Genomic DNA, 25638 nt, shown 5'->3' on the forward strand with positions numbered 1-25638 from the left:
GGTTTATTTGAGTTTTTTGACTTTCAGGTTTTTGAAATGCACTTCATTGCCGTGGTCTTGGAGCAACAGGTGGCCTTCGGGCGCTTCACCGAAGTTTTCCCAAACCTTGTACTTGCTGATGGCCACCAAATCACGGAACTCCTGCGATCCACGTACATATTCCACGACTTTGACGCCGTTGAGGTAATGTTCGACGCGGTTGTCGGGATAGACCACGATGCGGCCTTTGTTCCATTCCCCGGGTCCTTTGACAAAGCGTGCCTGCTTGTTGGCCTTGATCAAATCATAGAGCGAGGCCAAGGTACGGTTGCCCTCCCGTCCCATCTTGGCATCGGGATGGCGCTCGTCGTCGAGGATTTGGTATTCCAAGCCGATTGCCGAACCGGAATTGTTTTCTTTCAAGGTGACAAAATATTTCACCCCGCTGTTGGCGCCTTCGGTAATCTTGAAGTCAAAGGCAAAATCAAAGGCAGCGTATTTTTCTTTCGTCACGATATCCCCAAAATTGGAGGATTCGCCACCATCGGTGCCTTCCACCTTCAAAATCCCGTCTTTGATTGTCCAGCCTTTTTGTGGAAAGGTCTCTTTGTAGGCGCCTACCCAGGCTTCTGTGCTTTTCCCGTCAAACAACAGTTTCCAGCCGTTCGCTTTTTCGTAGGCGGTCAGCTCGTTCAATCCTGTATTCACCACAAAGAGGTCTTTTTTGAAAGCCTTGGGTTTTAGGTTTTCCGTTTGGATGCGGATATTCCTGAAATAGGTCTTATTGCCGGCATCCTTGGCATCCGAAATGCTGTGTACCTGAAGTCCAACAAATCCACGGGCATCCATGTCGTCCACGACGTAGGCGACTTCCTGTCCGTTTATCCAGGTTTTGATTTCCTTTCCGATTACTTCGATCCGGTAACTGTTCCACTCTCCCATCTTGAAGGCTGATTTGGCCGCCGGATTGAGGTCTAAGGGATACAGCCAACCACGGCGCGCCTCGTCGTAAACTCCGCCCGACCAAGCCCTGGATGTTGGGTCTGCTTCGATTTGGTAGCCGAAGACGAGCCCTTGGCCTTCCCTGGCCTTGGGATCATACTGTCCGCGTGCCATGATGCCTGAGTTACTTGAGAGGTTTTCGATCTTCAGGTCCAATTCAAGGACAAAATCCCCAAATTGCTGTTCGGTAATCAAAAAGGTATTGGGTGTATTCGCTTTGGCATAGCCAACGATGATGCCATTTTCCACTTTGAATTCGGCTTCACCTGCCACTGCCTTCCACCCGCTAAGGTCCTTTCCGTTGAAAAGTGTCCGCCATTGGGTATTCTGGGCGATGGATTCGGTTTGGAATGATAGATAGGCAAATGCGAGGAGAAACAGCTGCGCTACCAAAAACAATGGTCTATTTCGGGGCATGGTCTTGATTTTATATGGTCCAAATTCCTGATTTAGGCAGGTTTATTCAACATCCTATAGGTGCAAATACGGAAACGATTGCGACTTCGAGGTACAATTCTCTCTTTTGATTCTTGAATTTATGGATTATCTTGGAAACATGCCTTCACAATGTGACGGCAGGAAAAATACAGAAACCCCTTCCGACAATAAATCCTCAAACCCATGAAGAACCTTTCCCTTTCGGCTTTGCTGCTTTTGTTTACAGCAATCCTATCGGTCCATGCACAACAAATCCAAACAAATCCCATCCTAAGTCCCTGGGCCGAAAAAGTGGACAAGCAGGCCCCCCACCCTGAGTATCCCCGGCCACAGATGGAACGCGGCAATTGGCAAAACCTGAATGGTGCCTGGGATTATGCGATTGTGGACAAAGGCGTGCGACCAAATACTTTTGAAGGAAAAATCCTAGTCCCCTACACGGTCGAATCCTATCTATCCGGAGTCGCCAAACCTGTCGGCGCTGCCAAAGAACTCTGGTACCAAAAGGCTGTTTCCGTTTCTTCGAAAAATAGAAAAGGTAGAGTGCTGTTGCATTTTGGAGCTGTCGATTGGGAATCGGAGGTATTTGTAAACGGAAAATCCGTAGGTACCCACCAAGGCGGCTATGACCCGTTTCAATTTGATATCACGGATTTTCTCCTCAAAGGCGAGTCCCAAAATATCCAAGTCCGAGTTTGGGATCCGAGCGACGATGGACCACAGCCCATTGGGAAGCAAACAAAGCGACCACGTGGTATTTGGTACACGCCTGTCACCGGGATTTGGCAGACAGTTTGGCTGGAGTATGTACCGCAGACCTACATTTCCCAACTCAGGATCACGCCAAATTGGGACCGGGGGTCTTTCGAAATTGAAACCACAACCGCGGGCAATACCGCTGGATTGGTCCTGTCCTTACTTGCAATGGACAATGGAAAAGAAGTCGGTAGGCTTAGCGGCGCTGTGGGCGAAAAGCAGGTATTGACGATCCAAAACCCGAAAAGCTGGACTCCCGATTCACCACAACTCTATGATTTTGTTATTGAATTGAAAAAGGGAAACAAGGTGGTCGACGCAGTCAAATCCTATAGTGCCCTGCGGAAAATCAGTGCCAAGCCAGACACAAACGGCATGCTGCGCATGGAATTGAACGACAAACCCCTATTTCAATACGGTCCGCTTGACCAAGGCTGGTGGCCTGATGGTCTTTATACCGCCCCCACAGATGAGGCACTGGCTTTTGACATCATCAAAACCAAGGAAATGGGCTTCAACATGATCCGGAAGCATGTGAAAGTCGAACCCGCACGTTGGTATTACCATTGTGACCGTTTGGGCATCTTGGTGTGGCAGGATATGCCAAGCGGAGATATGGGCAATGTCTGGGAACCGAAGCCGGGAATTCTTCGAAAGAACTTGGACAAATATCGAACGGCAGAATCCGAGGCTATCTATAAAAAAGAATGGAAAGCCATCATGGATGCTTTTCACCATTTCCCCTCTATCGTGGTTTGGGTTCCGTTCAATGAAGCTTGGGGACAATTCAAAACAGCCGAAATTGCTGAATGGACCAAAAAGCATGATCCTAGCCGGCTGGTCAATTCCGCTTCAGGGGGAAATTTCGAGTTGAATGGGAATAAGATCGCGGGGGATATTTTTGATGTCCACAACTATCCCGATCCGGTAATGCCCTCGCCGGACTTGTTTGGCAAAGTGAATATTCTGGTTCTGGGTGAATACGGTGGACTTGGGCTTCCTGTAGAAGGGCATACTTGGCAAAACAAAGACAATTGGGGCTATCAATCTTTCAAGACGGAGGCTGAATTGCTCGAGCGTTACAAATCACTGATCAAAGACCTCAAGGATTTGATCCCGAAAGGGCTTGCCGCCGCAGTATATACCCAAACCACGGACGTGGAAGTAGAAGTGAATGGCTTGATGACCTATGATCGGCAGGTTATCAAGTTTCCCGCAGCTGTACTCAAATCGCTGCATATGGAACTTTACCGATGATAAAATCCAACAAGGGTATGGAGCGATGAATCCAGAAGCAAATATTAACGAAAACTTGACAGGAAATCCTTGAGCCAACTAGCAATATCCCTTGAAAAAACAGTAATTTAGGGGTTATTAAAACACTTATTTTATGAAAAAACTCTTCTCACTTTCCGTTTTCATCCTGCTAATTGCCTTTGTAGGAACTGAGGCAAAAGCGCAAAAACTCAAAGTACCAGGTGCTGACCTTGCCACGCAAGTACTCGGCATACTCGACAAAACCGACGGTCTTGGATTAACTGCAGACCAAACATCAAAATTGAAAGCCAATAACAAGTCTTTTGTAGACGACGTGTTTGGCGTCCTCAACGGCAATCTTTCCGACGATGCCAAGAAAAGCAAGTTCCTCGATCTGAAGAAAATCCGGCAAAACTTCCTCATGGGCCTTTTGGGCCAGTCACTGTTGGGCAAGTACAACGGTAGTGTCAACAAGTTGCTCGGACCACTCAAAAGTCAGCTTGGACCCGCAGCCTTGGCGTTCTAAATGAACCTGACCAACCATTTTCAGAGCCATGAAATTTCACGTAATTTCATGGCTCTTTCTTTTCCCCATGAAGCATCTCCATAAGATTATCCTGATTCTAGCCATTGGCGTTTTCGGCTGCGATAGACCAACCAAAAACGCCCAGTTCTGGCTTACCGACCCATCCCAAGGAATACACTTTCTGCAACAAGACGATCTCTTGCTAGCTGAGATGTCAACCGAACTGCCCACCATCGAGCTCAATCACTCGATCAGCTATCAGGCGATGGATGGTTTTGGTTTTACTTTGACGCAGGGCAGCGCGAAGCACCTCCTAGGGATGACTAATGAATCGCGAAATGCAATACTCCAGGAGCTTTTTGGGCAAAATGTGGGGGAAATCGGTGTGAGTTATTTGCGCCTGTCTGTCGCCGCATCCGACCTCAATGAGTATCCTTTTTCCTATCATGATGTTGAGGACGGACATTTGGATTCGCTATTGACCAAATTCAGCTTGGGGCCCGATACCTTGGATATGATTCCGGTTTTGAAGGAAATCATGGCAATCAACCCGGAAATCAAGTTGATGGGCTCGCCTTGGTCGCCTCCGGCGTGGATGAAGGACAACAAAGACACGCGGGGCGGAAAATTGCTGCCGCAGTACTACTCCACCTATGCGCTTTATTTCGTAAAGTATATCCAGGCGATGGCGGATTTGGGTTTCAAGATTGATGCCGTCACCATACAAAATGAACCCCTGCATCCCGGCAACAACCCAAGCCTGCTGATGCTGCCCGAAGAGCAGGCGGAATTTGTGAAAAACCATCTTGGGCCTGCGTTCGAAAAAAACAGCATTTCCACCAAGATCATCATCTACGACCACAATGCCGATCGACCTGATTATCCGATCAGCATTTTGGATGATCCCGAAGCCAAAAAGTACATCGACGGATCTGCTTTCCATCTTTACGGTGGGCAAATCGATGCGCTTTCGGAAGTCCACCGTGCCCATCCGGACAAAAACATCTATTTCACCGAACAGTGGATTGGAGCACCCGGGGATCTTGCGGGCGATCTTCGCTGGCATGTCAAAAATCTGATCATCGGTGCGCCCCGCAACTGGGCCAAAACTGTCCTAGAATGGAACCTGAGCTCGGCACCGGACCTTCAGCCCCATACCGACCGGGGCGGCTGCGACCAATGCCTCGGCGCGATCACGATCAAAATCAACCATGTACTCCGGAATCCTGCCTACTATGTGATTGCCCATGCGTCGAAATTCGTAAGCCCGGGATCGGTGCGGATCGACAGCAACGAACCCGAGGGCTTGCCCAATGTGGCGTTTACCAGACCGGATGGAAAACAGGTATTGATCGTTTTGAATGATGGTCAAGCGCAACAAACCTTCGCAGTCAAAAACAACAAGTGGGTCGGTGCGGTGACGCTTTCAGCGGGTGCTGTCGCGACGATTGTATTTGATTAGATTAACCTAGCTTTGTCAAGTTAAACATTGAAAGGATTAAACTGACCGGTTATTTTCAAAGCCCTGAAAGGGCGATATAACCAAACGTAGGGTCTTGGCCCTACGATAGAAAGAGCTGAAAACCTCAACCTAGCCCTGAAAGGGCGTAATACCTTGAACATGGGACAGTCACTGGTTCAAAATTACCTTCACACCATATTCAGCACCAAGCATAGGCAACCACTGATCAAAGGTGCGATAGAGCAGGAACTACATGCCTATTTGGGGGGTATATGTAACAGATTGGAGTGCCAATCTATCATAGTGGGAGGATATGTAGACCACGTACACATCCTCTGTAAATTATCAAAGAAGATCGCACTTGTTAAGCTAATAGAAGAAGTGAAATCCCACTCATCCAAATGGATGAAGACAAAAGGTGGGGAATTTTCAGACTTTTATTGGCAGGATGGGTACGGTGCTTTTTCTGTTAATCCGTCACAGGTAGATGCCGTAGTTGACTACATAGCGAATCAGCACGAACATCACCAAAGGAAGACATTCCAAGATGAGTATCGGGCATTTCTGAAAAAGTACAGGGTTGAGTATGATGAACGCTTTTTGTGGGATTGACGATCCCGCCCTTTCAGGGCTTAGAGAACCTCATCCATTCTGACTGCACAGGGCTTCACCCTGTGTTAAGGTATCACCGCCCTTACAGGGCTATGTCCAAGAAAATTGTCTCCGCTCCTTTTAGGTGTCTATAGCTTTGCGAAATATTATAAAATAGGGTTGGAATTGGGAAGTTTCAAAGCCTCTTTCCCTCTCTTGAATTGGGTCCAATTGCGAGGGAACTATTGGCAAAACTAATAGTAATCTCGCATGACGGCAACCTAGCGCTTTACTAAAGCACTTGAATCCGGTTCAAGGGGATTTTGGTGAGAAAGGAACGGAAAATGTACCGAGTATCGGGAATGGGCTTTACTTTTTGAAGGCGGTCCAAGACGGCTTCGCTGCCAGAAAAATCTTCGTCCGTTCCAAGGAAGCCGTAGGCAGCAAACACCCCATCCAAAAAATACAAGGCTACCTGTTGGTCCTTCGAAATGCCTCGATCCTTGATCAGAATTTCCCCTTTTTGGGAAAATGAGCGGATTGCTTCGTCAAATCGGGCGGCATATTCCTCCGCGCTTTCGGCCCCACAACAAGCGCCGCGGCATTTCCCATCCGCAAAATCATAACAAGGTCCTGCGGTTTTCTGGATTCCTGACAGTTTGGGGCAAAGTTCGTGGGCTTCCACTTTTTCCTTGAGAAATTTCCAAGCCTCCGCGTGGTTCATAAACTCAGCAATGGGCTTCAGCGAAGCCGCATATTTTCCCACATGCAACCTATAAAAACCATTTCCATCCTGATAATGGTAAATGGCCCAAGAGGAAGATTGAAACTTGGATGCTTGGTTATACTTCGGCCAAATGCGTTTGATTTCGAGGATTTCGAGCAAATAAGCGAGCATTTCGCTTCCCGTCAGTGTCCAGGAAATGTCGTGGATTTCGGTCTTGAGTGAAAGTTTGTCTTTTGAATTACCCGAAAAATGACCCTTGAAGCGCTCCCGGATGTTGTTAGCCTTGCCGACGTAGATGACATGTCCTTGGCTGTCATGGAAATAATAGATACCCGTGGCCTCGGGGATTTCCAGGTACCTGCTGAGGGAGATGTTTGGCGGAAGAAATGAACCTCCTTGGTTTTGCTTCAGTGCGCCCAAGACAGCAGATGCATCCTTTTCCATCATCATCCCAAAAAGCGTCGCCGTAGCTTCCGCATCGCCTAGGGCCCTGTGGCGGTTTTCAATTTCGATGTGCAGGTGGCTGCAAATCCTTCCCAGACCGTAGGACCTCAATCCCGGGAAGACCTTCCGCGACAGCCGTACGGTGCAGAGTTTGCGGGCCTGGAAGTTCCTTCCCAGGGCCTCAAAAGCGGATCTGATAAAGGAAAAATCAAAATTGACGTTGTGGGCCACGAAGACTGCATCCTCCAAAAATTCCCACAACTCGTCCGCGATTTCCGCGAAGGTGGGCGCGTGTTCGACCATCTTTTGGTCTATGCCCGTGAGTCCCGTGATGAAGCCCGGTATTGGCCGCTGCGGATTGATGAGGGTATGATAGGTATCCACCACCCTGCTGCCATCATGCAGGATCGCGGCAATCTCCGTGATGCCACCCAATCCCGGGTTGCCGCCTGTGGTCTCGATATCTACGATGGCAAAAAGCATGTGTCAATGTTAGTGATTTTTAGGCTTTATTGGACAATCCAAGGCCATGGATGTCAATCATTGTCGGAGAAACAACAAGCAATACTTTGTGGAACAACAATGATTTCGCCAAAGAGGATCGGATCGAAGGCAAAAGATTTTCGATATTTCTACAACAAAACCTAAAGACCTTGAAAAGAAGAGATTTTGTAAAGTTGGGCGCCTTGTTGTCTGCATCGACGGTGCTCCCTATCATGGCGGGCACATCCGAAAAGCGGGTTTTCTCTGTGGGAATCTTGGGATACGGCGATCGCGGTTCCGGTCTTCACCGCGTACTCAACGGGATGCCGGATAAATTTTTGGTCAAGGCCGTTTGTGATGACCTTCCCTTACGGCTCGAACAGGCCAAGTCAAAATTTCCCACGGGTGTTTCGTTTTACGATGACTACCGGATGTTACTGGACCAAAAAGACCTGGACATCATTCTGGTCGCCACCCCCATCTACCTGCACTTTGAGCATGCAAAGGCTGTCTTGGAATCGGGAAAGCATCTTTTCCTGGAAAAAACCATGGTTTTTAATGTGGACCAGGCACTTTCCTTGAGCAAAATACGGCAGCAATACCCCCGTCAGGTGGTACAAGTTGGGCACCAATACCGTTATTCCCCACTTTATTTCAAGGTCAAAGAAATGGTACAGGACGGTTGGTTGGGAAAAGTCACCCAGGTGGAAGCCCGCTGGGACAGGAACCACAATTGGAGAAGGGATGTGCCGAGTCCTGAACTGGAGCGAAAAATCAACTGGCGGATGTACAAAGAGTATTCCGGGGGATTGGTGGCCGAACTGCTTTCCCACCAAATGGATTTCATTCATTGGGTGTTTGAGACAAGGCCCAGTTCGGTCTACGGGGTTGGGGGGATCGACTTTTTCAAAGACGGAAGGGAGACTTTTGACAATGTCCAAGTCACCCTTCGGTACGACAGGGAAGGCATGATCGGGAACTTTGGTGCTACCTGCGCCAACCAACAAGATGGATATTCCTTCAAGATCAAGGGCAACAAGGGCATGATTTCACTTTTGACCAACGAAGGGGTTTTCTACCCCGAACCTGAAACCCGCAAAGAATTGGAGCAGGTGGATGGGGTATCAGGTGCCACCCGGCTGACTTGGTCAAGCGACAAACAGGGGATCAAAATCCTCCCGCAGCCCACCCTTGATGGTTCGATTTATGCCTTGGAGGATTTTTATCGCTGTTTGGTGGAAAAAGCGGAACCGAATTGCAACGTCATCAATGCTGGAAGGACAGCCATCACAGTCGCACTTGCCAACGAATCCGTCTACACAGGCCAACGAATGGTCTGGAGACCGGAATTTGACCTGGTTTAAAATTCCTGCGCGTCGCGGGCGGAAAGGACTTGGCACCGGGGGATGACGGTACGAATTGATGCCAAATTCATGAAATGCCTCCTCCAGTCCTCACACTGCTGGATTTCCGGGATTTCTTCAACCCAGGAAATGCTTTAGTCTGTCATTTGGTTGCGCGAGCCTGTCCTCACATACTGCTCTATCAACTTCTCCGCACATCTTTCCCCGTCCATGGCAGCAGAGACAATCCCTCCCGCATAACCTGCGCCTTCCCCGCAAGGGTAAAGACCTTTGATGATCAGGTGTTCAAAGGTTTCCCGGTCGCGGGGAATCCGCACGGGAGATGAAGTCCGACTCTCAACGCCGATGATTTGGGCATCGTTTGTCAGGTAGCCTTTCATCTTTTGCCCGAATGCCTTGAAACCTTGCCTCAAGCGTTCGGCGATGAAATCAGGCAAAACCGTATCCATATCCACCGAAAGCAAGCCTGGCTGATAGGAAGTATCCAACAGGTCAGCCGAAACCTTCTTGTTGACAAAATCCAGCATTCGCTGTGCAGGAGCCGTTTGGGTTTGACCGCCGGCAAGCCAAGCCTTTTGCTCCACTTCGGCTTGGAACATCATGGCGGCAAGGGGACCATACTTTTCATATTGCGGCAAATCCTCCAATTCCACGGCGGCAACGATGCCCGAGTTGGCAAACTTGCTATCGCGTCGGCTGGGGCTCATCCCGTTGACGACGATCTCCCCTGGGGAAGTCGCAGCGGGCACGATGAATCCACCGGGACACATGCAAAAGGAAAAAACGCCCCGTTGTTTCCCTTGCCATTGGGTTTGATGGACCAAAGCGTACGCGGAAGCAGGCAAATAGGGTCCGCGGTCTACTTCGCAGTGGTATTGGATACGGTCAATGAGGTTTTGGGCATGCTCGATCCTGACACCAAGGGCAAAGGGTTTCGCTTCAATGAGGATGTTTTTTGATTTTAATAGATGAAAAATGTCCCGCGCGGAGTGGCCTGTAGCCAAGATAACACCTTGGCCAAGGATTTTTTCTCCATCCTGGGTGATGACACCTTTGATCTCGTTTCTGTCCAAAATGAGGTCCACTACTTTGGTCCCGAAGAGCACTTCCCCACCCGCTTGAAGGATGCTGTTGCGGAGTTCTTCCACAAGCTTGGGAAGCTTGTTGGTACCGATATGTGGATGGGCGTCGACGAGGATTTCTTCGGTGGCACCGTGGGCAACCAAGATTTCCATGATGCGCCGGATATCCCCGCGTTTTTTCGAACGCGTATAAAGTTTTCCGTCGGAATAGGTCCCCGCCCCTCCTTCTCCAAAGCAGTAGTTGGACTCGGGATTGACGATATGGTCCTTGTTGATCGCAGCCAAATCGCGCCGCCTCGCCCGTACATCCTTGCCTCTTTCGATCAAGATGGGTTTCACGCCGAGCTCAATTGCCCGCAAAGCGGCAAACAAGCCTGCGGGTCCTGCGCCGACGATGATGATTTGGGGGGCTAGGCTGACGTTGGGGTAATCTCTGCCCTGTTCCAACAAGGGCGTTGGAGGCTCGTGGACAAAAACTTCCGCTTCGACCAAAACTTTCACTTGCCGCCCACGGGCGTCTATGGAACGCTTTGTTTGTCGTGCAAAAATTTGTGGATCGGCGACTGGCAATTTCAGCCTTTTCAAAACTGTCTCGCGAAACAAATCTGAGTCATAAGCCTCAGCCGGGCTCAGTTGGAGCTGCAATTCTTTTTTCATGGTAAGGTATTTATCCTTAAAGCATTGCAAAGCTACGAAAAAGCGGACGGGATTTACTCAAGACATCATAATCCGGTCCAGACCGATAGACGCTGCAACAGTTTGTCCAATCAATACTTATTCTTATCCTTAAAAATGGAGTAGCCCATCTGCAGCTCAAAAATGTCCGCCTTGAATGCATGGGCTTTCAAGGTAATGGCAGTGAACAATTTGTTTGAAAATCGGTATTTGACACCAATGCGCTCATAGTACCAATTCGGCTCGTCGTTGGCCGGATTTCTGTGGGCATATACTCCAATACCCAGGGGAATAAAGAGGTTGGGTTTAAGGACCAATTCACCGGATAAAACAAAAGCTAGGGAAGCCTTATCCCAAAATGCATCCTTCTGCCAATTTGGGTCCATCGATCCGCCTGGCGCATAAAAAAGGTCCATCCCGAGGCCGTAACGGAATTTGTATCCCGCCTGCCTTAGGAAATTCACACCAAGCGCATACTTGACGTATCTTTCACTGCCGGGCAGATAGTTTTTTCCGCCCACAGTACCCCATATATTGACTTGGTTGTTGCGAATAAAGGCGGGAATCTCAGGCTTGGTATTTTGCTCGGGATACCATTTTTGCAGATTGGTGCGAATCCCTATTGAAAAGGGAATAAAGTTCAGCCCTGAGTTAGGCTTTTGAAAGGAGCCGTTGGAGAAGTGTTTCAATCCCAAGGATCCATCCAAAGAAACCCACTCATTGACGCGATAGGTCACCGTGCTCGCCACATGGACGTAGCCGTTGTTATAGGAGCCGATGAATTGATTGAGAGGATTATCCTCGGCATCCCATGGTTTGAAGTTAAAGGCCAAACCAAATGCCAGATAGACACTAAAGCTTAGTCTGTTATCTACAAAGGTTCGTCCGATTGGAAGCTCCCCAAACATGTACACCGCGTTGGGTTTTCCGATAAAGTCGTTTTTGAACGTGGTACGGAAATAGCCAAACCCATATGTCGGATATTTGTAAATGACATTGTAGAGTTTGGGCTGGGTGTTTCGGAACCCCAGGCGTAAATCAATCGCCGAAAAATCAATTGTGCTACCCACCTGCTGACCCCATTCGGTGTTTTTGGGAAGCATAGGCCCTTGTTCCATGATGAAGCTGAACTGTTTTTGGAATTTGGGTTGCTTCTTGGTTTTATTGACAGAAACTGAATCAGAACCGCATACGGGAAATGCCAAAACAGCAAAAATCACGAATGAGAACAGAAAGGCTTTCCACATGAAAAAAAATTTCATTTTTTTTTGCGTCAAAGTTGATCAACTCATTGTGAAATTCAAAGCGATTAGGCGAATTAAACAAAAAAAACCGTCCAATAGTCAGGACGGCTTTTTTTCACACTTTTGTCAGAAGATCTTATTTCTCCATCCAATCCTTGCCGAGGATAGAGATCAATTTTTGGTTCATTTTCTCAGCCTCAGCGGTATTCTTTAGCCTACTGTGGATGTTGAAAAGGATTTCCATGATGTCTGTGCTCTCAGGTTTGATAGCCAAAGCCTTGTCGAAATAAGGAACTGCATCTTTGTACAATTGGTCAGCCTCTTTGCCCATACCTTCAGCTCTTTTTTCCCATTCAGCGTCGGAGAGATTGTTCACTTCAGCCAAGATTTTTCTGGCTTTGTCCAAATAAAGCGCACCCGTGTAGTAGTTTCCTTCGAAGAACTCTGGATTTGCCTCTACAGATTTCTTGTATTGAACAAATGCACCGTCGATGTCCCCGGATTGCTCCAACAAGTAGCCATATCTCAAGAGCAGACCAGCATTGTTAGGGTCGCCAGCCAAAGCTGCCTTCACAGTAGTCATCGCTTCATCCATTTTGTCCATTTGGAGTAGCAACTGTACTTCAAATTCAGAAAGCGTCTTGTCTTCAGGATAGTCTTTTCTAGCCTTGGTCACATAGTTATATGCTAATTCCGGATTCTGGTCTTCAGAACTTGCAATTTGGATCAAGAGGTAATATGCATTCAGTTTGTTGTATTCAGGAATTTCTATCAACCTCTCGAAATATTTCTTTGCTCCTGCATAGTTTCCGATATCATTTGCCAAATAACCTGCATTGAATGCAGAAGTCGTATCCGTTGGATCGATGTCGGCAGAGAGTGCAAAAAACTCATATGCCATCTCATAGTCGTTTTCATTGTAGCGGTTGATCGCTTTGTTAAATGCGTCATTTCTCAATGACATCATGGAATACGGCTTCAGGTTTTCTGGCAATGGAATTGAAGGATCTTCATTTTTGTAGACTTCTTTTCCAACTTTGCTTTCCTTGTCATTTCCGACCATCTCCATGGTCTTGTTGAAATTGTCGAATGCATTTCTACCGGTTTCTACACTTGCAGCAGAATACGAACTATCTTGGATAAACTGCTTGGTTTGGATTCTCGCCTTCAGTAACCTGGTATTTGGGTCATCCTTGGTTTCCGGATTTTCGAGTGCAGCATCTATCTCGGTCAAGGCGGTTGTTAAGTCTCCTTTCTTGAAGTTCTTTTCAGCTGAGCTAACTACCTTCTTTTGGGCAAAAGCAAAAGTCGCCGAAGCCACCAATGCCATTGAGAGGATTAACTTTTTCATTTTGGTTTTGATTTGTCTATTTGTTTGGTTCGTTTAAGTTCAATATCCCTATTCATTGGCGGGAGCCGGTGCCGGGGTCTGCCCCTCTTCTGCTTCCTCCTCTTTCTTTATTTTCTCTACCGAGGAAATCTCATCTCCTTCGCTCAGTTTGATGAGCCTGACGCCTTGTGTGGCACGGCCCATTACCCTAAGGTCAGCGACGGGAGTCCGGATCGTGATGCCTGATTTGTTGATAATCATCAGGTCATCGCTGTCTACCACTTCCTTGATTGCGACCAAGTATCCGGTCTTGTCCGTAATGTTCATGGCTTTTACACCTTTTCCACCACGGTTAGTGATGCGGTATTCATCAAGCGGAGAACGTTTGCCATAGCCCTTTTCGGAGACCACCAACAGGCTGGCATCTTCCCGTTGTGCACAAACCATGCCAACCACCTCGTCTTTAACATCACTTAACGTGATCGCCTTCACGCCTGTAGCTGTGCGGCCCATCGGTCTTACCGTAGATTCGTGAAAATGAATGGCCCTTCCAGATTTGGCTGCAATGATGATGTGCGAGTCGCCATCTGTCATGTCCACGCGGAGCAGCTGGTCATCCTCCCTGATATTCAGGGCGATGATGCCATTGGTGCGAGGTCTGGAATATTCTTCCAAGGTGGTCTTCTTGATGATGCCTTGCTTGGTAACCATCACCAAATAATGATTGTTGATATAATCCGCGTCGTTGAGGTCACCGACTTGGATGATCGAGCGGATCTTATCCTCAGAATCAATATTGATCAAGTTTTGGATCGGCCTTCCTTTCGAAGCTTTGGAGCCCTCCGGAATGGCATAGGTTTTCAGCCAAAACAGTTTCCCGTGGTCGGTGAAAATCAAAAGGTAATTGTGCGTTGAAGCCGTAAACAGGTACTCTGTCCAATCGTCTTCCTTGGTCACCGCGCCCCTTGAACCGACTCCTCCCCTTCCTTGGGTCCTATACTCGGTAAGGACGGTACGCTTGATGTATCCCTGGTGGGAAACGGTGATCACCACTTCCTCATTCGGGATCATATCCTCGTAGCTGAAGTCCTCGGCATTGTGCTCGATGGTGGTCCTACGTGGGTCGTTGTATCGCTCCTTGATCTCAGTGAGTTCGTCCTTGATGATCTGCATCCGCTTTTCCTCGCTTTCGAGGATGCTTTTCAATTCTTCGATCAAGGCCATGATCTCCTTGTATTCTTCCTGAATCTTCTCGCGCTCCATGCCGGTGAGGCGCTGGAGTCGGAGATCCAAAATGGCCCTGGCTTGGATTTCGCTCAAGCTGAAGCGCTCCATCAAGCCGTTTCGGGCAGTCTCAGGGTCGCGGGAATTTCTGATCAGCGTGATCACTTCATCCAAATGGTCCAAAGCGATCAGGTAACCTTCCAAGATATGCGCCCTTTTCTCCGCTTCCTTCAGTTCAAACTCAGTCCTTCTGACGACCACCTCATGTCTGTGGTTGACATAATGAAGGATCAAATCCTTCAGGTTGAGCGTTTGCGGACGCCCTTTTACCAAGCAGACGTTATTGACTGAAAATGAGGTCTGTAGCTGTGTTTGCTTGTACAGGTTGTTCAGTACAACGTTGGCAATTGCATCCCGCTTCAGTTCATAGACGATCCGCATCCCTTGTCTGTCGGATTCATCCCTGATGGCTGAAATGCCTTCTATCTTTTTCTCGTTGATCAGCTGCGCGGTCTTTTCGATCATGCTCGCTTTGTTGACCAAGTAAGGAATCTCGGTGATGATGATTGCCTCACGACCGCCTTCCTTGGTTTCTACTTCGGCCTTGCCGCGGAGGATTACCCGTCCACGTCCGGTTTCGAATGCCGCCTTTACGCCATTGTATCCATAAATAATACCTCCCGTTGGGAAATCCGGGGCAGTGATGTGCTCCATGAGTTCCGAAACGGTAATATCCTTGTTGTCAATATAGGCAATGATGCCGTCGACGATTTCTCCGAGGTTATGTGGGGCCATGTTGGTGGCCATACCCACGGCGATACCCGAAGTTCCGTTGAGCAGCAATGCAGGAATCTTGGCGGGAAGAACGACCGGTTCTTTGAGCGAATCGTCAAAGTTAAACTGGAAGTCAACCGTCTCTTTGTTGATATCGGTAAGTAACTCTTCCGCAATTCTCTTCAGCCTTGCCTCGGTATAACGCATGGCCGCAGGATTGTCACCATCGACCGAACCAAAGTTCCCTTGGCCATCTACAAGTGGGTACCGCAAAGACCAAGGCTGCGCCATCCGCACCATGGTTTCATATACTGCCGAGTCGCCATGTGGGTGGTACTTACCCAAGACTTCCCCAACGATCCTTGCTGACTTCTTAAATGGCTTGTTGTGTAACACGCCCAACTCCTGCATTCCAAAAAGTATCCTGCGGTGAACAGGTTTCAATCCATCCCGCACATCTGGGAGGGCTCTCGACACGATAACCGACATCGAATAATCGATGTACGCGCCACGCATTTCCTCCTCTATGTTAATGGGAATAATATTCTCGTTTTCTCCTTGCGCCATATTTTACTGGTGATCAATAGGCGGGCAAGTTACTCAAAAAATACTGTTTTAAAAAGATTATTCGGCCATAGGAACTACCGAAAACAGCCTGTCAATACCATTGGCCGATCTTTCGGTTCTGTGGACTGAAGATGGAACTCCCCCGGTATTCGATACCGTCGTGTAAGTGCTTCATTACCACCCCGCAACCCGGCACCTTGCAGCGTTTGGTACTTGGCAGGCTGATGGATATTCCAGCCTGCACGAAATATAGATTTTGTGTGAACGGCATGATCTCGGCAGCGGCTTCTGCTTTGTATTCAAAGTTCCTGAACTCGACGCCTCCCTTTACGAAGAACCGCGCATATTCCGAGAATTCTTTGTCGACACGAAGTCCTATGTTGTAAAAAGGATCGACCGAAGGAGTTACATTCTCATCAAATGTCTGGCGGATAAACAATTTCCCAAAATCGGCTTCGGCAGTAAACTTCCAAGGATACAATTGACGAATGCGTTGCTTCGCTTCGGACTGCATGTAAAGGTTGTTGGAATCGTACCTTTTATAGCGCCAGGCCAGGAACTTGGCACGTTTAGAAGCGTCGTACAGCACCAATCCGACCGACCCAAAAGCCTTATCAATGGTGTAGGAATTGTTTTGAAACCGAAACTCAAAATCACCTCCGGCTGGGTTTGTCATATTTCCCCACTCCCGACCATAGCCTGCACCAATGGTGAGTGTGTTGAAAAGATTGATGCGCGCTGCCGCCTGTATCGGAATCGCATAGCTGCTTGCCCTGAATGCCACTGTATCATCCGAAGTTATCGATTGGGGATTTTCCAAATTCTGGACCTGAAATAAGGGGTATTGCGAAGGGTTTTCCGAATGAAAATCGAATTGTGTTGTATGGAAAGCCCCACCTCCGGCAAATTCAAAGCTCACGTTTCCAATGGCATTTCTAAAGGTATTCCCAAATCCACTCTTGGCCTTTCTGGTTTTGTCCTTGGATTTGGTATCCAGCCCGAATATATCTTCCTGTGCGTAGCCTGACAGGCAAATGAGCAACAGAAGGGAAACGATCAAACTTTTTCTCATACAAACTCTTAACGAAGACGAAATTAAAAACAATACCTCGAGGAAAACAAAAATGACCTTCTTTTTGGGAAGGCCATTTTGATATTTAGGATTCCAATTTCAATCAATCGACGACACCGCCACCTTCAGCAGCACGTTTTTCCTTCAGCATGGCGATCGCCTCAGTTACTTTCTTCTTCAATTCAGGGTCTGCACTCATGGCCCTGTTCACTTTGTTGTATGTCGCGGCACCCAAAACCTCAGGGTTTTTGATCTGCTCCAATTTGAACTCCTTAACTTGGTCCGTCATGGAGTTGATGTAGTCCTGAACCTTTTGAAAGGCCGCGCGCTCGGCATCGGTGATCTTAATTTCGGCGAGCTTATCTTCCTTGCCCCATGCAGCTTTGATTTCGTTGTACCTCGCAGGTCCACCCAAAGCCTCATCATTCTTCACCATTTCGACTAAAGCGTCCTGTTTTTCCTGTAGAAAATGTGCCACGGATTCCTCCATTGCGGCAAATTTCATGATTTCCTCCTCCGTTACAGGTTCAGCCGCAGCGTCTTGTGCTTTTGCCTGCATGTTCAACATTCCCAAGCTTAGGAAAGCCATTACGATCAATCTTTTCATCATCATTTTAAGGTTGTTAGTGAATACTTGATTTTACTTTAACTTTCAATTAATCAATTTTCGGACCTAAATCATACCCAAAAAATGTTAAAATCCCCAAAATATGTTCAACGGGGAAATAGTTTGGTCAGTGGCGGATACTTTGGATTCAGGGAACAATTGCTATTCCATACAAAAAATCAACGCCATCCCTGTCAAATAGACTTCGTCTACTCAAAAATGAGCATTCCAGAGAATAGTTGATAAAAATCTCAAAGGAGTTTCAAATCCTGGATCGTCCCGATTGGATTGGAGGAGCTAAAAACAAAGTTTCCAGCCACCAACACATCCGCTCCCGCCTCAACGAGCAATGGGGCATTCTGGAGGTTTACACCTCCGTCGATCTCGATCAGGGCCTTGGATCCCGAAATGTCAATCATCGATTTTAGCTTCCTCACTTTATCAAAAGTCCTAGGAATAAACTTCTGTCCACCAAAACCCGGATTGACCGACATCAGGCAGACGAGGTCCAAATCCTCGATGATATCTTCCAAAAGGGAAACGGAAGTATGCGGATTCAGCGCCACGCCGGCCTTGCATCCCAAGGCCTTGATGGCTTGGACCGTGCGGTGCAGGTGTGTACAAGCCTCCAAGTGCACCGAAATGACCGTAGCCCCCGCGTTTGTGAAAGCCTCCAAATACCGATCCGGGTCGACGATCATCAGGTGGACATCAAGGGGTTTGGTGGCATGCCTGTGGATGGCTTCCGTCACGGGTAGGCCAAAAGAAATGTTGGGGACAAACATCCCGTCCATGATATCCACATGGATATAGTCAGCTTGGGAAGCATTGAGCATCTCAACCTCTCTCTGGATATTGGCAAAATCTGCTGCTAAAATGGATGGGGCGATCTGAACGGACATGGCGGATTATTTTGCTGCAAAGGAAACAAAAAAACACCAACACTTTCCCCTTTGCCCAGGGTTTTGAAACCCCGATCGAAAGAAAATTCGGGAAATCGCTAGCGCTTCAACAGCTTGGAACGGTTGATCTCCCTTCCTGACTGCATCTGCACCAAGTACATGCCGCGCGGGATGGTCTCCAAAAATACATTGAAAGGCTCCCGTACCGAATTCCGCGACACTTCGATTTTTTGGATCGTATTTCCCTTCAAGTCGATCAGGGAAAACTCCCCCTTCAGGTGATTTCCAAATTGGACAAACAAGTCGGTACCCTCAATAGGGTTGGGATAGATTTTCCAATCACTTTCTTTTCCCGGAAGGCTAATAGCCAATATCTCTCCATGGAAAGCATTGAAGAAATCGGGAATGCCGTATCCGAGTAGGTTATCGGGGTTCTCGTATTGCGTGGAACTCTTCAGGATAAACTCAATCAGTTCGTCTTTTGTCCATTCTCGCCTTCCTTGCCATAGGCCTGCTGCCAAGGCCGCAATCTGCGGCGCGGCGAAACTCGTCCCGTTTGCGGGACCCAAGGTTCCGTTGGAACGAATCAGTTGAACCGAAGCACCGAAGGCGGCGACTTCTGGCTTGAACCTGCCATCCGCCGTGGCGCCCTGCGAACTAAACGAAGACCTTGTCAGGTTTGAACCCACCGAACCAACTGACAGGATACCCCTTGCATCAGCTGGCACGGTCAATGAACTTTGACCTCGGGTCCCATAATTGCCCACGCTGTTGACGATCAAAATGCCCTTATTGGCCGCAATTGTCGCTCCTTTGGTGACCGCTGCGGTTTCACCATCCAAATCGGCAACCGTGTAATTCATGCTGGGGTCATCGAAATCCCAATAGCCAAGCGAACTGTTGATGATATCCACTCCAAGGCTGTCGGCATATTCGGCTGCCCTGACCCAATTGTATTCCTCAATCCAATATTCTGTAGGCACATCTTCGGTGATACACAAGATATAATCTGCCTCGGGTGCCCCCGCCACCAATTGCTCAGGCCTGTTGGCTGCGATCAGCGACAGCACGTTAGTGCCGTGTTGGTGGTATGAATAGACGTTGCTGTTGTTGAGGTGGACAAAATCCCGGGTTCCTTTGATTTGTCCATTGGTAAAAAGATGCGCAAATGCTGGAATGGTATTCACGCCGGGAAATCCAGCATCAAACACCGCGATTCGGATACCTTTTCCTTTGAGGTTTTCTTCATGCATCTGTGGAATACCCAACAGTTCGTTCTGGAAATCATAGGCCGTAGCCGTTTTCGACAATAAATCCACCGGATATCCCTGCCCTACCGAAGCCCTGTTTCCAAATTCCAAGCGACTGTCGTTGAGTCCCGGTGCCACCAAGACCACTTTCTCCACAAAAGGGAGTTCGGCCAGGCCGGCGATATTGCCCGGTTTGGCGACGACCACGGATGCATTCAGCCAATTGCTGCTGTACAGCACATTGTCCACCAAAGGCGCTATTCCGGCAATATATTTCTCGGAAACAGGCAAATCTAGGCTATCCAAGGCTATGCTTTGGCGGGTACGGCGTTCGATGGACTCCGCAGTCAAAAATTCCGTAGGCCTGTTGAGTGAAAAAGTCTGTTGGGGTTTGAACTTGAAATACACCGCATACCGGTTTTGGGCAGTCGCCAAACCAGCCTGCAATGCCAAAACAAGCACCAACAATCGCTTAAAGTTTACCATATGCCGATAATTTCATGTGGGTCTTACGGCCCGAATCCAATAACTTTTTCCCCAAGCAATCATTTCTGGAACAATAGGTATGCACTTCGTAATAATGCTCCACCAAGCCTACGCCGCGGGCAAATACTTCATATCGATTGTCCCTGAAGGTAATCTCATCATCTTCCTCTTCCTGTAGCACCCTTACCACTTCTTGGTAATTCCGCCCGTTGAGGCTTAGGTTTCCGACAAACACGACCTCAAACTCGTCCGATTCATCGGCGTTGTAGATTTCCGCGTCCCAGGTTTTTTCCAACCTTGGAGGGAAAACCAATGGAATCTGCTTCTTGTTTTCAAATGTCCGCAGCAATGCCTGATTGGTCCTTTGGATACCGTAGGTAGTCACTGCCGTCCAGTTGGTCCCGTCGGTGGATTTGTCCCGGTTGACCACAAAGACTTCGTCCCCTTCCGCATTTCTGAAGGTGTATTCGATTTTGTCCCGCAGCTGATAGGTACTTGACTCTTGGTCGTTTTCCCCAAACACGATGGTTTCCTCAACTGCATACTGCCAAAACAAACCCACTTGGAGCGGCTGAAATTCAAAACCAAAATCTGTTTTTGGTCTTTCTGTTTCTTGGCAAGCGAAGAGAAAAAATAGGACTGATAAGAGATAGATAGGGTGATAGACTCGATTCATACGAGGTAAAGCATTGGTCAAAAATACTATTTTCAATGTAAAAAGTTTACCTTCGCCCGAAAAATCAACAAAAAAAGCCATGAGTCTCAGTGCTTTTGTCAAAATAAATGCCGTCAACAACCTCAGCGACGCAAGGTACTGCGCAGGAATGGGGGTTCAGTTGATGGGATTCTGCCTCGAACCGGGCCATTCAAAATCCATCACCGCCGACAAATACAGGGAGATGACAGGTTGGATTTCAGGCGTCGAATTGGCCGGGGAATTTGAACACAGCCATCCGGAACAAATCCTCGAAATCGTGCAGGAATGTCCCGGATTGGGGTATGTCGAAGTCAGGGAAGAAGCGTTTCTGCCCATGCTGATGCATGCCGGATTTCAATTGATTTGGAAAGTCCAAGTCGAGCATCCCGAGCATCTGGATGCACTGATGCCAAAAACCGGCTACCTCAACACCCACAATATCATGCTTCACCTCGTTTCGGAACACCTGCTGCTGGATGATTCGGTGGTTGAGAAAGTCGGTCATTTGTGCAGAAACTGCGAAGTTCTTGTTGGCTTTGACATCAATGCAGCAAACGTCCTAGACCTATTGGAAACTGCCCAACCCAAGGGAATATCCCTCGAAGGCGGCGAGGAAATCAAGCCGGGGTTCAAGGATTTCGACGAGCTGTCCGAGATTTTAGAAATATTGGAGGAGGAAGAATGATGCAGGAAAACACCAAAGTGCTCCTCGACAAGGATTTGATTGCGAAGGAATTCAAGGAAATCCAGGACCATATCTGCCGGGAATTGGAAGCCGAAGATGGCCTTGCCAAATTCAAGGAAGACCTTTGGGAAAGACCCGAAGGAGGAGGCGGGCGTACCCGAATCATTCAGGATGGGGCAGTCTTGGAAAAAGGCGGCGTGGCGTTTTCAGCCGTGTCAGGACCTACGCCCGAAAAGATCCTCTCCAAACTCGAACTGGAGCAGGCTGACTTTTTTGCGACCGGCGTATCGATCGTCATCCATCCCAAAAGCCCCATGGTGCCGATCATCCACATGAATATCCGCTACTTCGAAATGAGCAATGGCGTGTGGTGGTTTGGCGGGGGAATCGACCTGACGCCCCATTATGTGGATTTGGCTGATGCACAATACTTCCACCAACAGGTCAAGGATTGCTGCGACCAATTCGATCCAAGCTACTATCCGAAGTTTAAAAAATGGGCGGATGATTACTTCTTCCTCAAACACCGGACCGAAACCCGGGGTGTTGGGGGAATATTCTTCGATAGGTTAAATGCCCAAACCAAAGCCGAGGCAGAAAAACTCCATGCTTTCGTGAAATCCGTGGGCTACCTTTTCCCAAAAGTCTATCGCCACTTGATGGCAAAAAACAAGGCCCTGCCGTTTGGCGAAGCCGAGAAAAAATGGCAATCCATCCGACGCGGCCGCTACGTGGAGTTCAATTTGGTATGGGATGCAGGGACCAAATTTGGATTGGATACCAACGGCAGGACGGAAAGTATCCTCATGAGTATGCCGCCCATGGCCCAATGGGAATACATGCACAGCGTCGCAGCCGGATCAAAGGAAGAATTCACGCTCAAGCATCTCAAAAAAGGGATCGATTGGATGAATATCCTCTAATTTTGAATTTCAGTCAAAAGAAGTTTTCGCCAAAAACACTATGCTCGATCAAATCGCCAAATGGGATGAGGAACTCTTTCTCTGGCTCAATGGATTCCATGTGGATTTCCTTGATCCCGTGATGTTGTTCCTTACAAAAACCTACCCATGGATTCCCATGTATGCGTTTCTGCTTTTCTTGGTCTTCAAGACCTATGGAAAAGCCTCTTGGTGGGTGGTATTGGCGATCGGATTGACGATTTTGTTGGCGGACCAAACGGCTTCGGGCTTGATGAAGCCCTTCTTCGCCCGGCTTCGGCCCTGCCATGAACCAATGTTGGAAGGCATGATGTACAATTATGGGGGCTGTTGGGGAAGGTTTGGATTTGTGTCTTCCCATGCTGCCAATAGCTTTGCCGTCGCGACTTTGATGACCTTGACCTTGGGTCAACAGTATCCCAAGATCAAGTGGCTGTTTCTTTGGGCGGGGATTTTTACTTATACGCGCATTTACCTCGGTGTACATTATCCGGGCGACGTAATCGTCGGTGCCATGGTAGGTGTATTGTCGGCGATCGTTGCTTTTTACCTTTTCAGGTGGGTGTATTCCTTGGTTGCAAAAAAACAGGCGGCTTAATTCCCAAAGAAAACGTTCAATTTATCGCTTTCTTATTTTCCAAAAATCCCCGTTTGCATACCAATTACCAACCAAATTTTCACGCAGCGAACGCAGCCGGCTCGGGAAGGTTATTTTCCGAATCTGAAACTGCACAAAGTATTTGGTTAGATCGGGCGCGGGGAATGAAAGTCCGCCGGGCCGGCCGGGGCCTTGAGCGATGGCCTAGGATTGGACTTTCTTGTCTCCCGATAATTATCGGGATTGGTTACTTTTTTTGACAAGAAAAAAAGTAACATCGGAATAAAACGCTGATGGAAAGACCAGGGTATGGCGACACAATCCACGTTTAGGATCAATCCTTCCCGGTTTTTGGTGAAAACCCAAATTGATTCTTAAACTTTCCTCTCCCAAAAACAAATGCTTCGCTGATTTCCTTTTCCCCGGTCCACGATGATTATCGGGAAAAACCCGGGGCTATTCATGGTTCCACCCCCTTCGGGATGGAGTTCCCAATTACCCTGCGTTTCTGACGGTGGGATACCCATTGAAGGATGATTGTAGGATCAATCCTCTGATTTTACGAAGGCTTCACTTCGTCATTCCGAGTTTTTAAAATTTGGCATCAACAAAAAGGCAATGACAAATGGGTTCACGCCGCGGACGCAGCGATTTCGCAGCGAACGCCGCGAGAACATTTTCGAAGTCGATGGTGGGTCCCGATTCTTGTTGGTGAAAGGAGTGTCCCAAAAATTAGAGATGCTTCCCTCCGCAAGCTACGGTTCAGCATGACGGGACGAAACCTTATGCCTTCGGTTCCGTGTCTTGCCTCTTGTCTCTTGCTTCTTGGTTCTGAAGTCTTGCGTCTTGTGTCTTGAGTCTTGAGTCTCAATTCCCCTGATACCCCCTTATAATCCTCTGGATGTATTTTCCCACGATATCAAACTCCAGATTGACCTCATCGCTGACCGTCAAATCATGGAAATTGGTATGCTCATAGGTGTAAGGAATGATGGCGACGCGGAAGGAACCGTTTTTTGAGTTGAAGCATGTGAGGCTGGTGCCGTTGATGCAAATGGAGCCTTTTTCAACTGTGACATTGCCCGTGGCCGGATCAAAGGAAAAATCAAAAAGCCAAGAACCGTCCTGTTCCTGAATCGCTTCTACCCTGCCTGTTTGGTCCACGTGACCTTGTACAATGTGCCCATCAAAGCGTCCATTGGCAGGCATGCAGCGTTCCAAATTGACTTTCTTTCCCGGTTTCCAAGACTTCAGATTGGTCTTTTGGAGCGTCTCATCGATGGCCGTGACGCGGTAGCTGTCGCCATGGATTGCGACAACGGTCAGGCAGACGCCATTGTGCGAGACTGACTGGTCCACCCGCAACTCATGCGTGATGGGAGACACGATGTCAAAGTGGAAATTGCTGCCCTCTTGTGTTACTTGGGCGACGGTGCCGAGCGTCTCGATGATTCCTGTAAACATACTGCAAAACTAAGTGGAAGACTTTCAGCGGAAATGCCAAAAGCCCTTAAATTCGGGGCAAATTAAGCCATTTATTCGCTTAACTTCGCAGCCAAAACAAAAGTTTCCCATACCACCCATGCTCAAGCTTGAGGATACCTACCGCCACAAAGGCCAAAGAAAAGAACTCGTCAAACTCCTCCGCAGCAAAGGCATCCGGGACGAGAAGGTCCTCGAAGCCATCAACACCGTCCCCAGGCATTTTTTCTTCGATACCGCCTTGGATTCCCATGCCTATGAGGACAAGGCCTTTCCCATCGGCGAGGGGCAGACGATTTCCCAGCCCTTTACGGTGGCATTCCAAACACAGCTGCTGGAGATTAAACCCGGCGACCGCGTCCTCGAAATAGGCACAGGCTCCGGCTACCAGGCAAGTATCCTTCACCTTCTTGGTGCAGAGGTCCATACGATCGAGTACCAAAAGAAGCTGTATGAAAAGACCAAGAAATTCATGGCGAAGTTGGGAATCCACATGCATTTCTATCTGGGTGACGGTTCACAGGGAATCCCCGAAAAATCCCCCTTTGACAAAATCATCGTCACTGCCGGCGCACCCATTGTGCCCAATTCCCTACTCAAGCAACTCAAGGTCGGCGGCATCCTCGTCATCCCGGTCGGTGACCGCAAGACCCAAAAGATGCTCAAACTCACCAAAAAGACCGCCACGACCATCGAACAGGAATCCTTCGACAATTTTGCTTTTGTGCCATTGCTTGGGACGGAAGGTTGGAAGGGATAAGGAAGAAGTACGAAGTTTGGAAAGCGAATGGAAAAATTCAAAATGATCAATGATCAATTCACCTCTCCCCGACCCTCCCCTTCAGGAGAGGGAGCTGATGCAAACCGAAGGTATCTCTTTTGGAATGAGGGATTCAAGTCCCATCGGGACGCTCTAATTGTAGAAAAAACGGCAAGTATTTGACCACGAGCCCCAGAGGGGCGATTTGATGAAAAACAAGGTAGATTTCTCGG

The 25638-nt window shown here is 48.3% G+C and carries 21 protein-coding genes; 9 read left to right on the forward strand and 12 right to left on the reverse strand.

The genetic code is table 11. From position 1 onward, the window contains the following. Window positions 1-3: 3 nt before the first annotated feature. Window positions 4-1398, reverse strand: a complete 1395-nt coding sequence (locus C943_RS07220) for a 3-keto-disaccharide hydrolase (protein ID WP_051069534.1) — start codon at window positions 1396-1398, stop codon at window positions 4-6. 204 nt (window positions 1399-1602) lie between these two features. Between C943_RS07220 and C943_RS07225 the strand changes: the two genes are divergently transcribed. The 4 genes from C943_RS07225 to tnpA all read left to right on the forward strand — a co-directional run bounded on the left by C943_RS07225 (window position 1603) and on the right by tnpA (window position 6032). Beyond that, the gene (locus C943_RS07225) at window positions 1603-3432 is read left to right on the forward strand and encodes a glycoside hydrolase family 2 protein (RefSeq protein ID WP_008625950.1); all 1830 of its coding nucleotides are present in this window, start codon (window positions 1603-1605) and stop codon (window positions 3430-3432) included. Between the two features lie 133 nt (window positions 3433-3565). Then, window positions 3566-3958: a hypothetical protein gene (locus tag C943_RS07230; protein ID WP_008625951.1), complete on the forward strand. Its 393-nt coding sequence runs from the start codon at window positions 3566-3568 to the stop codon at window positions 3956-3958. Between the two features lie 28 nt (window positions 3959-3986). After that, the gene (locus tag C943_RS07235; protein ID WP_008625952.1) at window positions 3987-5420 is read left to right on the forward strand and encodes a glycoside hydrolase family 30 protein; all 1434 of its coding nucleotides are present in this window, start codon (window positions 3987-3989) and stop codon (window positions 5418-5420) included. Window positions 5421-5579: 159 nt separating this feature from the next. Further along, window positions 5580-6032, forward strand: coding sequence for an IS200/IS605 family transposase (gene tnpA / locus C943_RS07240; RefSeq protein ID WP_040479473.1), 453 nt, complete (start codon window positions 5580-5582; stop codon window positions 6030-6032). 271 nt (window positions 6033-6303) lie between these two features. On the opposite strand, the gene C943_RS07245 is transcribed toward tnpA, so the two are convergent. Beyond that, on the reverse strand, window positions 6304-7665 hold the full coding sequence (locus C943_RS07245; RefSeq protein WP_008625956.1) for an exonuclease domain-containing protein: 1362 nt from the start codon (window positions 7663-7665) through the stop codon (window positions 6304-6306). A 50-nt stretch (window positions 7666-7715) separates the two neighbouring features. Between C943_RS07245 and C943_RS07250 the strand changes: the two genes are divergently transcribed. After that, window positions 7716-9029 (forward strand): Gfo/Idh/MocA family protein, encoded by a 1314-nt coding sequence (locus C943_RS07250; protein ID WP_008625958.1) that lies wholly within the window; start codon window positions 7716-7718, stop codon window positions 9027-9029. Between the two features lie 134 nt (window positions 9030-9163). Here the strand turns inward: C943_RS07250 and C943_RS07255 are convergent, their stop codons facing one another. The 9 genes from C943_RS07255 to C943_RS07295 all read right to left on the reverse strand — a co-directional run bounded on the left by C943_RS07255 (window position 9164) and on the right by C943_RS07295 (window position 20918). Beyond that, the gene (locus C943_RS07255) at window positions 9164-10768 is read right to left on the reverse strand and encodes an NAD(P)/FAD-dependent oxidoreductase (protein WP_008625960.1); all 1605 of its coding nucleotides are present in this window, start codon (window positions 10766-10768) and stop codon (window positions 9164-9166) included. A gap of 110 nt (window positions 10769-10878) precedes the next feature. Beyond that, complete coding sequence (locus tag C943_RS07260) at window positions 10879-12048, reverse strand: acyloxyacyl hydrolase (RefSeq protein WP_008625961.1); 1170 nt, start codon at window positions 12046-12048, stop codon at window positions 10879-10881. Between the two features lie 118 nt (window positions 12049-12166). Next, entirely contained in the window at window positions 12167-13381 is a 1215-nt protein-coding gene (locus tag C943_RS07265) for a tetratricopeptide repeat protein (protein WP_008625962.1), read from the reverse strand. Between the two features lie 48 nt (window positions 13382-13429). After that, complete coding sequence (gene gyrA / locus C943_RS07270; protein WP_008625963.1) at window positions 13430-15925, reverse strand: DNA gyrase subunit A; 2496 nt, start codon at window positions 15923-15925, stop codon at window positions 13430-13432. Between the two features lie 91 nt (window positions 15926-16016). Beyond that, entirely contained in the window at window positions 16017-16997 is a 981-nt protein-coding gene (locus C943_RS07275) for a hypothetical protein (RefSeq protein ID WP_008625964.1), read from the reverse strand. Window positions 16998-17100: 103 nt separating this feature from the next. Continuing rightward, window positions 17101-17604: a hypothetical protein gene (locus tag C943_RS07280; RefSeq protein ID WP_008625965.1), complete on the reverse strand. Its 504-nt coding sequence runs from the start codon at window positions 17602-17604 to the stop codon at window positions 17101-17103. A gap of 251 nt (window positions 17605-17855) precedes the next feature. Further along, a complete protein-coding gene (gene rpe / locus C943_RS07285; protein ID WP_008625966.1) occupies window positions 17856-18506 on the reverse strand; it encodes a ribulose-phosphate 3-epimerase in 651 nt (216 codons plus the stop codon). Window positions 18507-18604: 98 nt separating this feature from the next. After that, on the reverse strand, window positions 18605-20242 hold the full coding sequence (locus tag C943_RS07290; RefSeq protein ID WP_008625968.1) for a S8 family serine peptidase: 1638 nt from the start codon (window positions 20240-20242) through the stop codon (window positions 18605-18607). Next, window positions 20229-20918 (reverse strand): hypothetical protein, encoded by a 690-nt coding sequence (locus tag C943_RS07295; protein ID WP_040479555.1) that lies wholly within the window; start codon window positions 20916-20918, stop codon window positions 20229-20231. Before C943_RS07295 ends, C943_RS07290 begins: the two co-directional genes overlap by 14 nt. A 79-nt stretch (window positions 20919-20997) precedes the next feature. Here C943_RS07295 and C943_RS07300 point away from each other — a divergent pair, with 79 nt between their 5' ends. From C943_RS07300 to C943_RS07310, 3 genes are read left to right on the forward strand one after another with little or no spacing between them, the layout of a single operon-like run. Further along, entirely contained in the window at window positions 20998-21624 is a 627-nt protein-coding gene (locus tag C943_RS07300) for a beta/alpha barrel domain-containing protein (protein ID WP_008625970.1), read from the forward strand. After that, window positions 21624-22547: an oxygen-dependent coproporphyrinogen oxidase gene (gene hemF / locus C943_RS07305; protein ID WP_008625972.1), complete on the forward strand. Its 924-nt coding sequence runs from the start codon at window positions 21624-21626 to the stop codon at window positions 22545-22547. The genes C943_RS07300 and hemF overlap by 1 nt, the downstream gene beginning before the upstream one ends. Window positions 22548-22587: 40 nt before the next feature. Continuing rightward, window positions 22588-23163 carry a phosphatase PAP2 family protein gene (locus tag C943_RS07310; protein ID WP_008625975.1) on the forward strand — a complete coding sequence of 192 codons (576 nt, stop codon included), beginning with the start codon at window positions 22588-22590 and terminating at the stop codon, window positions 23161-23163. An 867-nt stretch (window positions 23164-24030) separates the two neighbouring features. Here the strand turns inward: C943_RS07310 and C943_RS07315 are convergent. Beyond that, window positions 24031-24627: a riboflavin synthase gene (locus C943_RS07315; RefSeq protein ID WP_008625981.1), complete on the reverse strand. Its 597-nt coding sequence runs from the start codon at window positions 24625-24627 to the stop codon at window positions 24031-24033. A 118-nt stretch (window positions 24628-24745) separates the two neighbouring features. On the opposite strand from C943_RS07315, the gene C943_RS07320 reads away from it, so the two are divergent. Continuing rightward, complete coding sequence (locus C943_RS07320) at window positions 24746-25405, forward strand: protein-L-isoaspartate(D-aspartate) O-methyltransferase (protein WP_008625986.1); 660 nt, start codon at window positions 24746-24748, stop codon at window positions 25403-25405. Window positions 25406-25638: the final 233 nt, after the last annotated feature.

It is taken from the genome of Mariniradius saccharolyticus AK6 (assembly GCF_000330725.2).
Lineage (GTDB): Bacteria > Bacteroidota > Bacteroidia > Cytophagales > Cyclobacteriaceae > Mariniradius > Mariniradius saccharolyticus.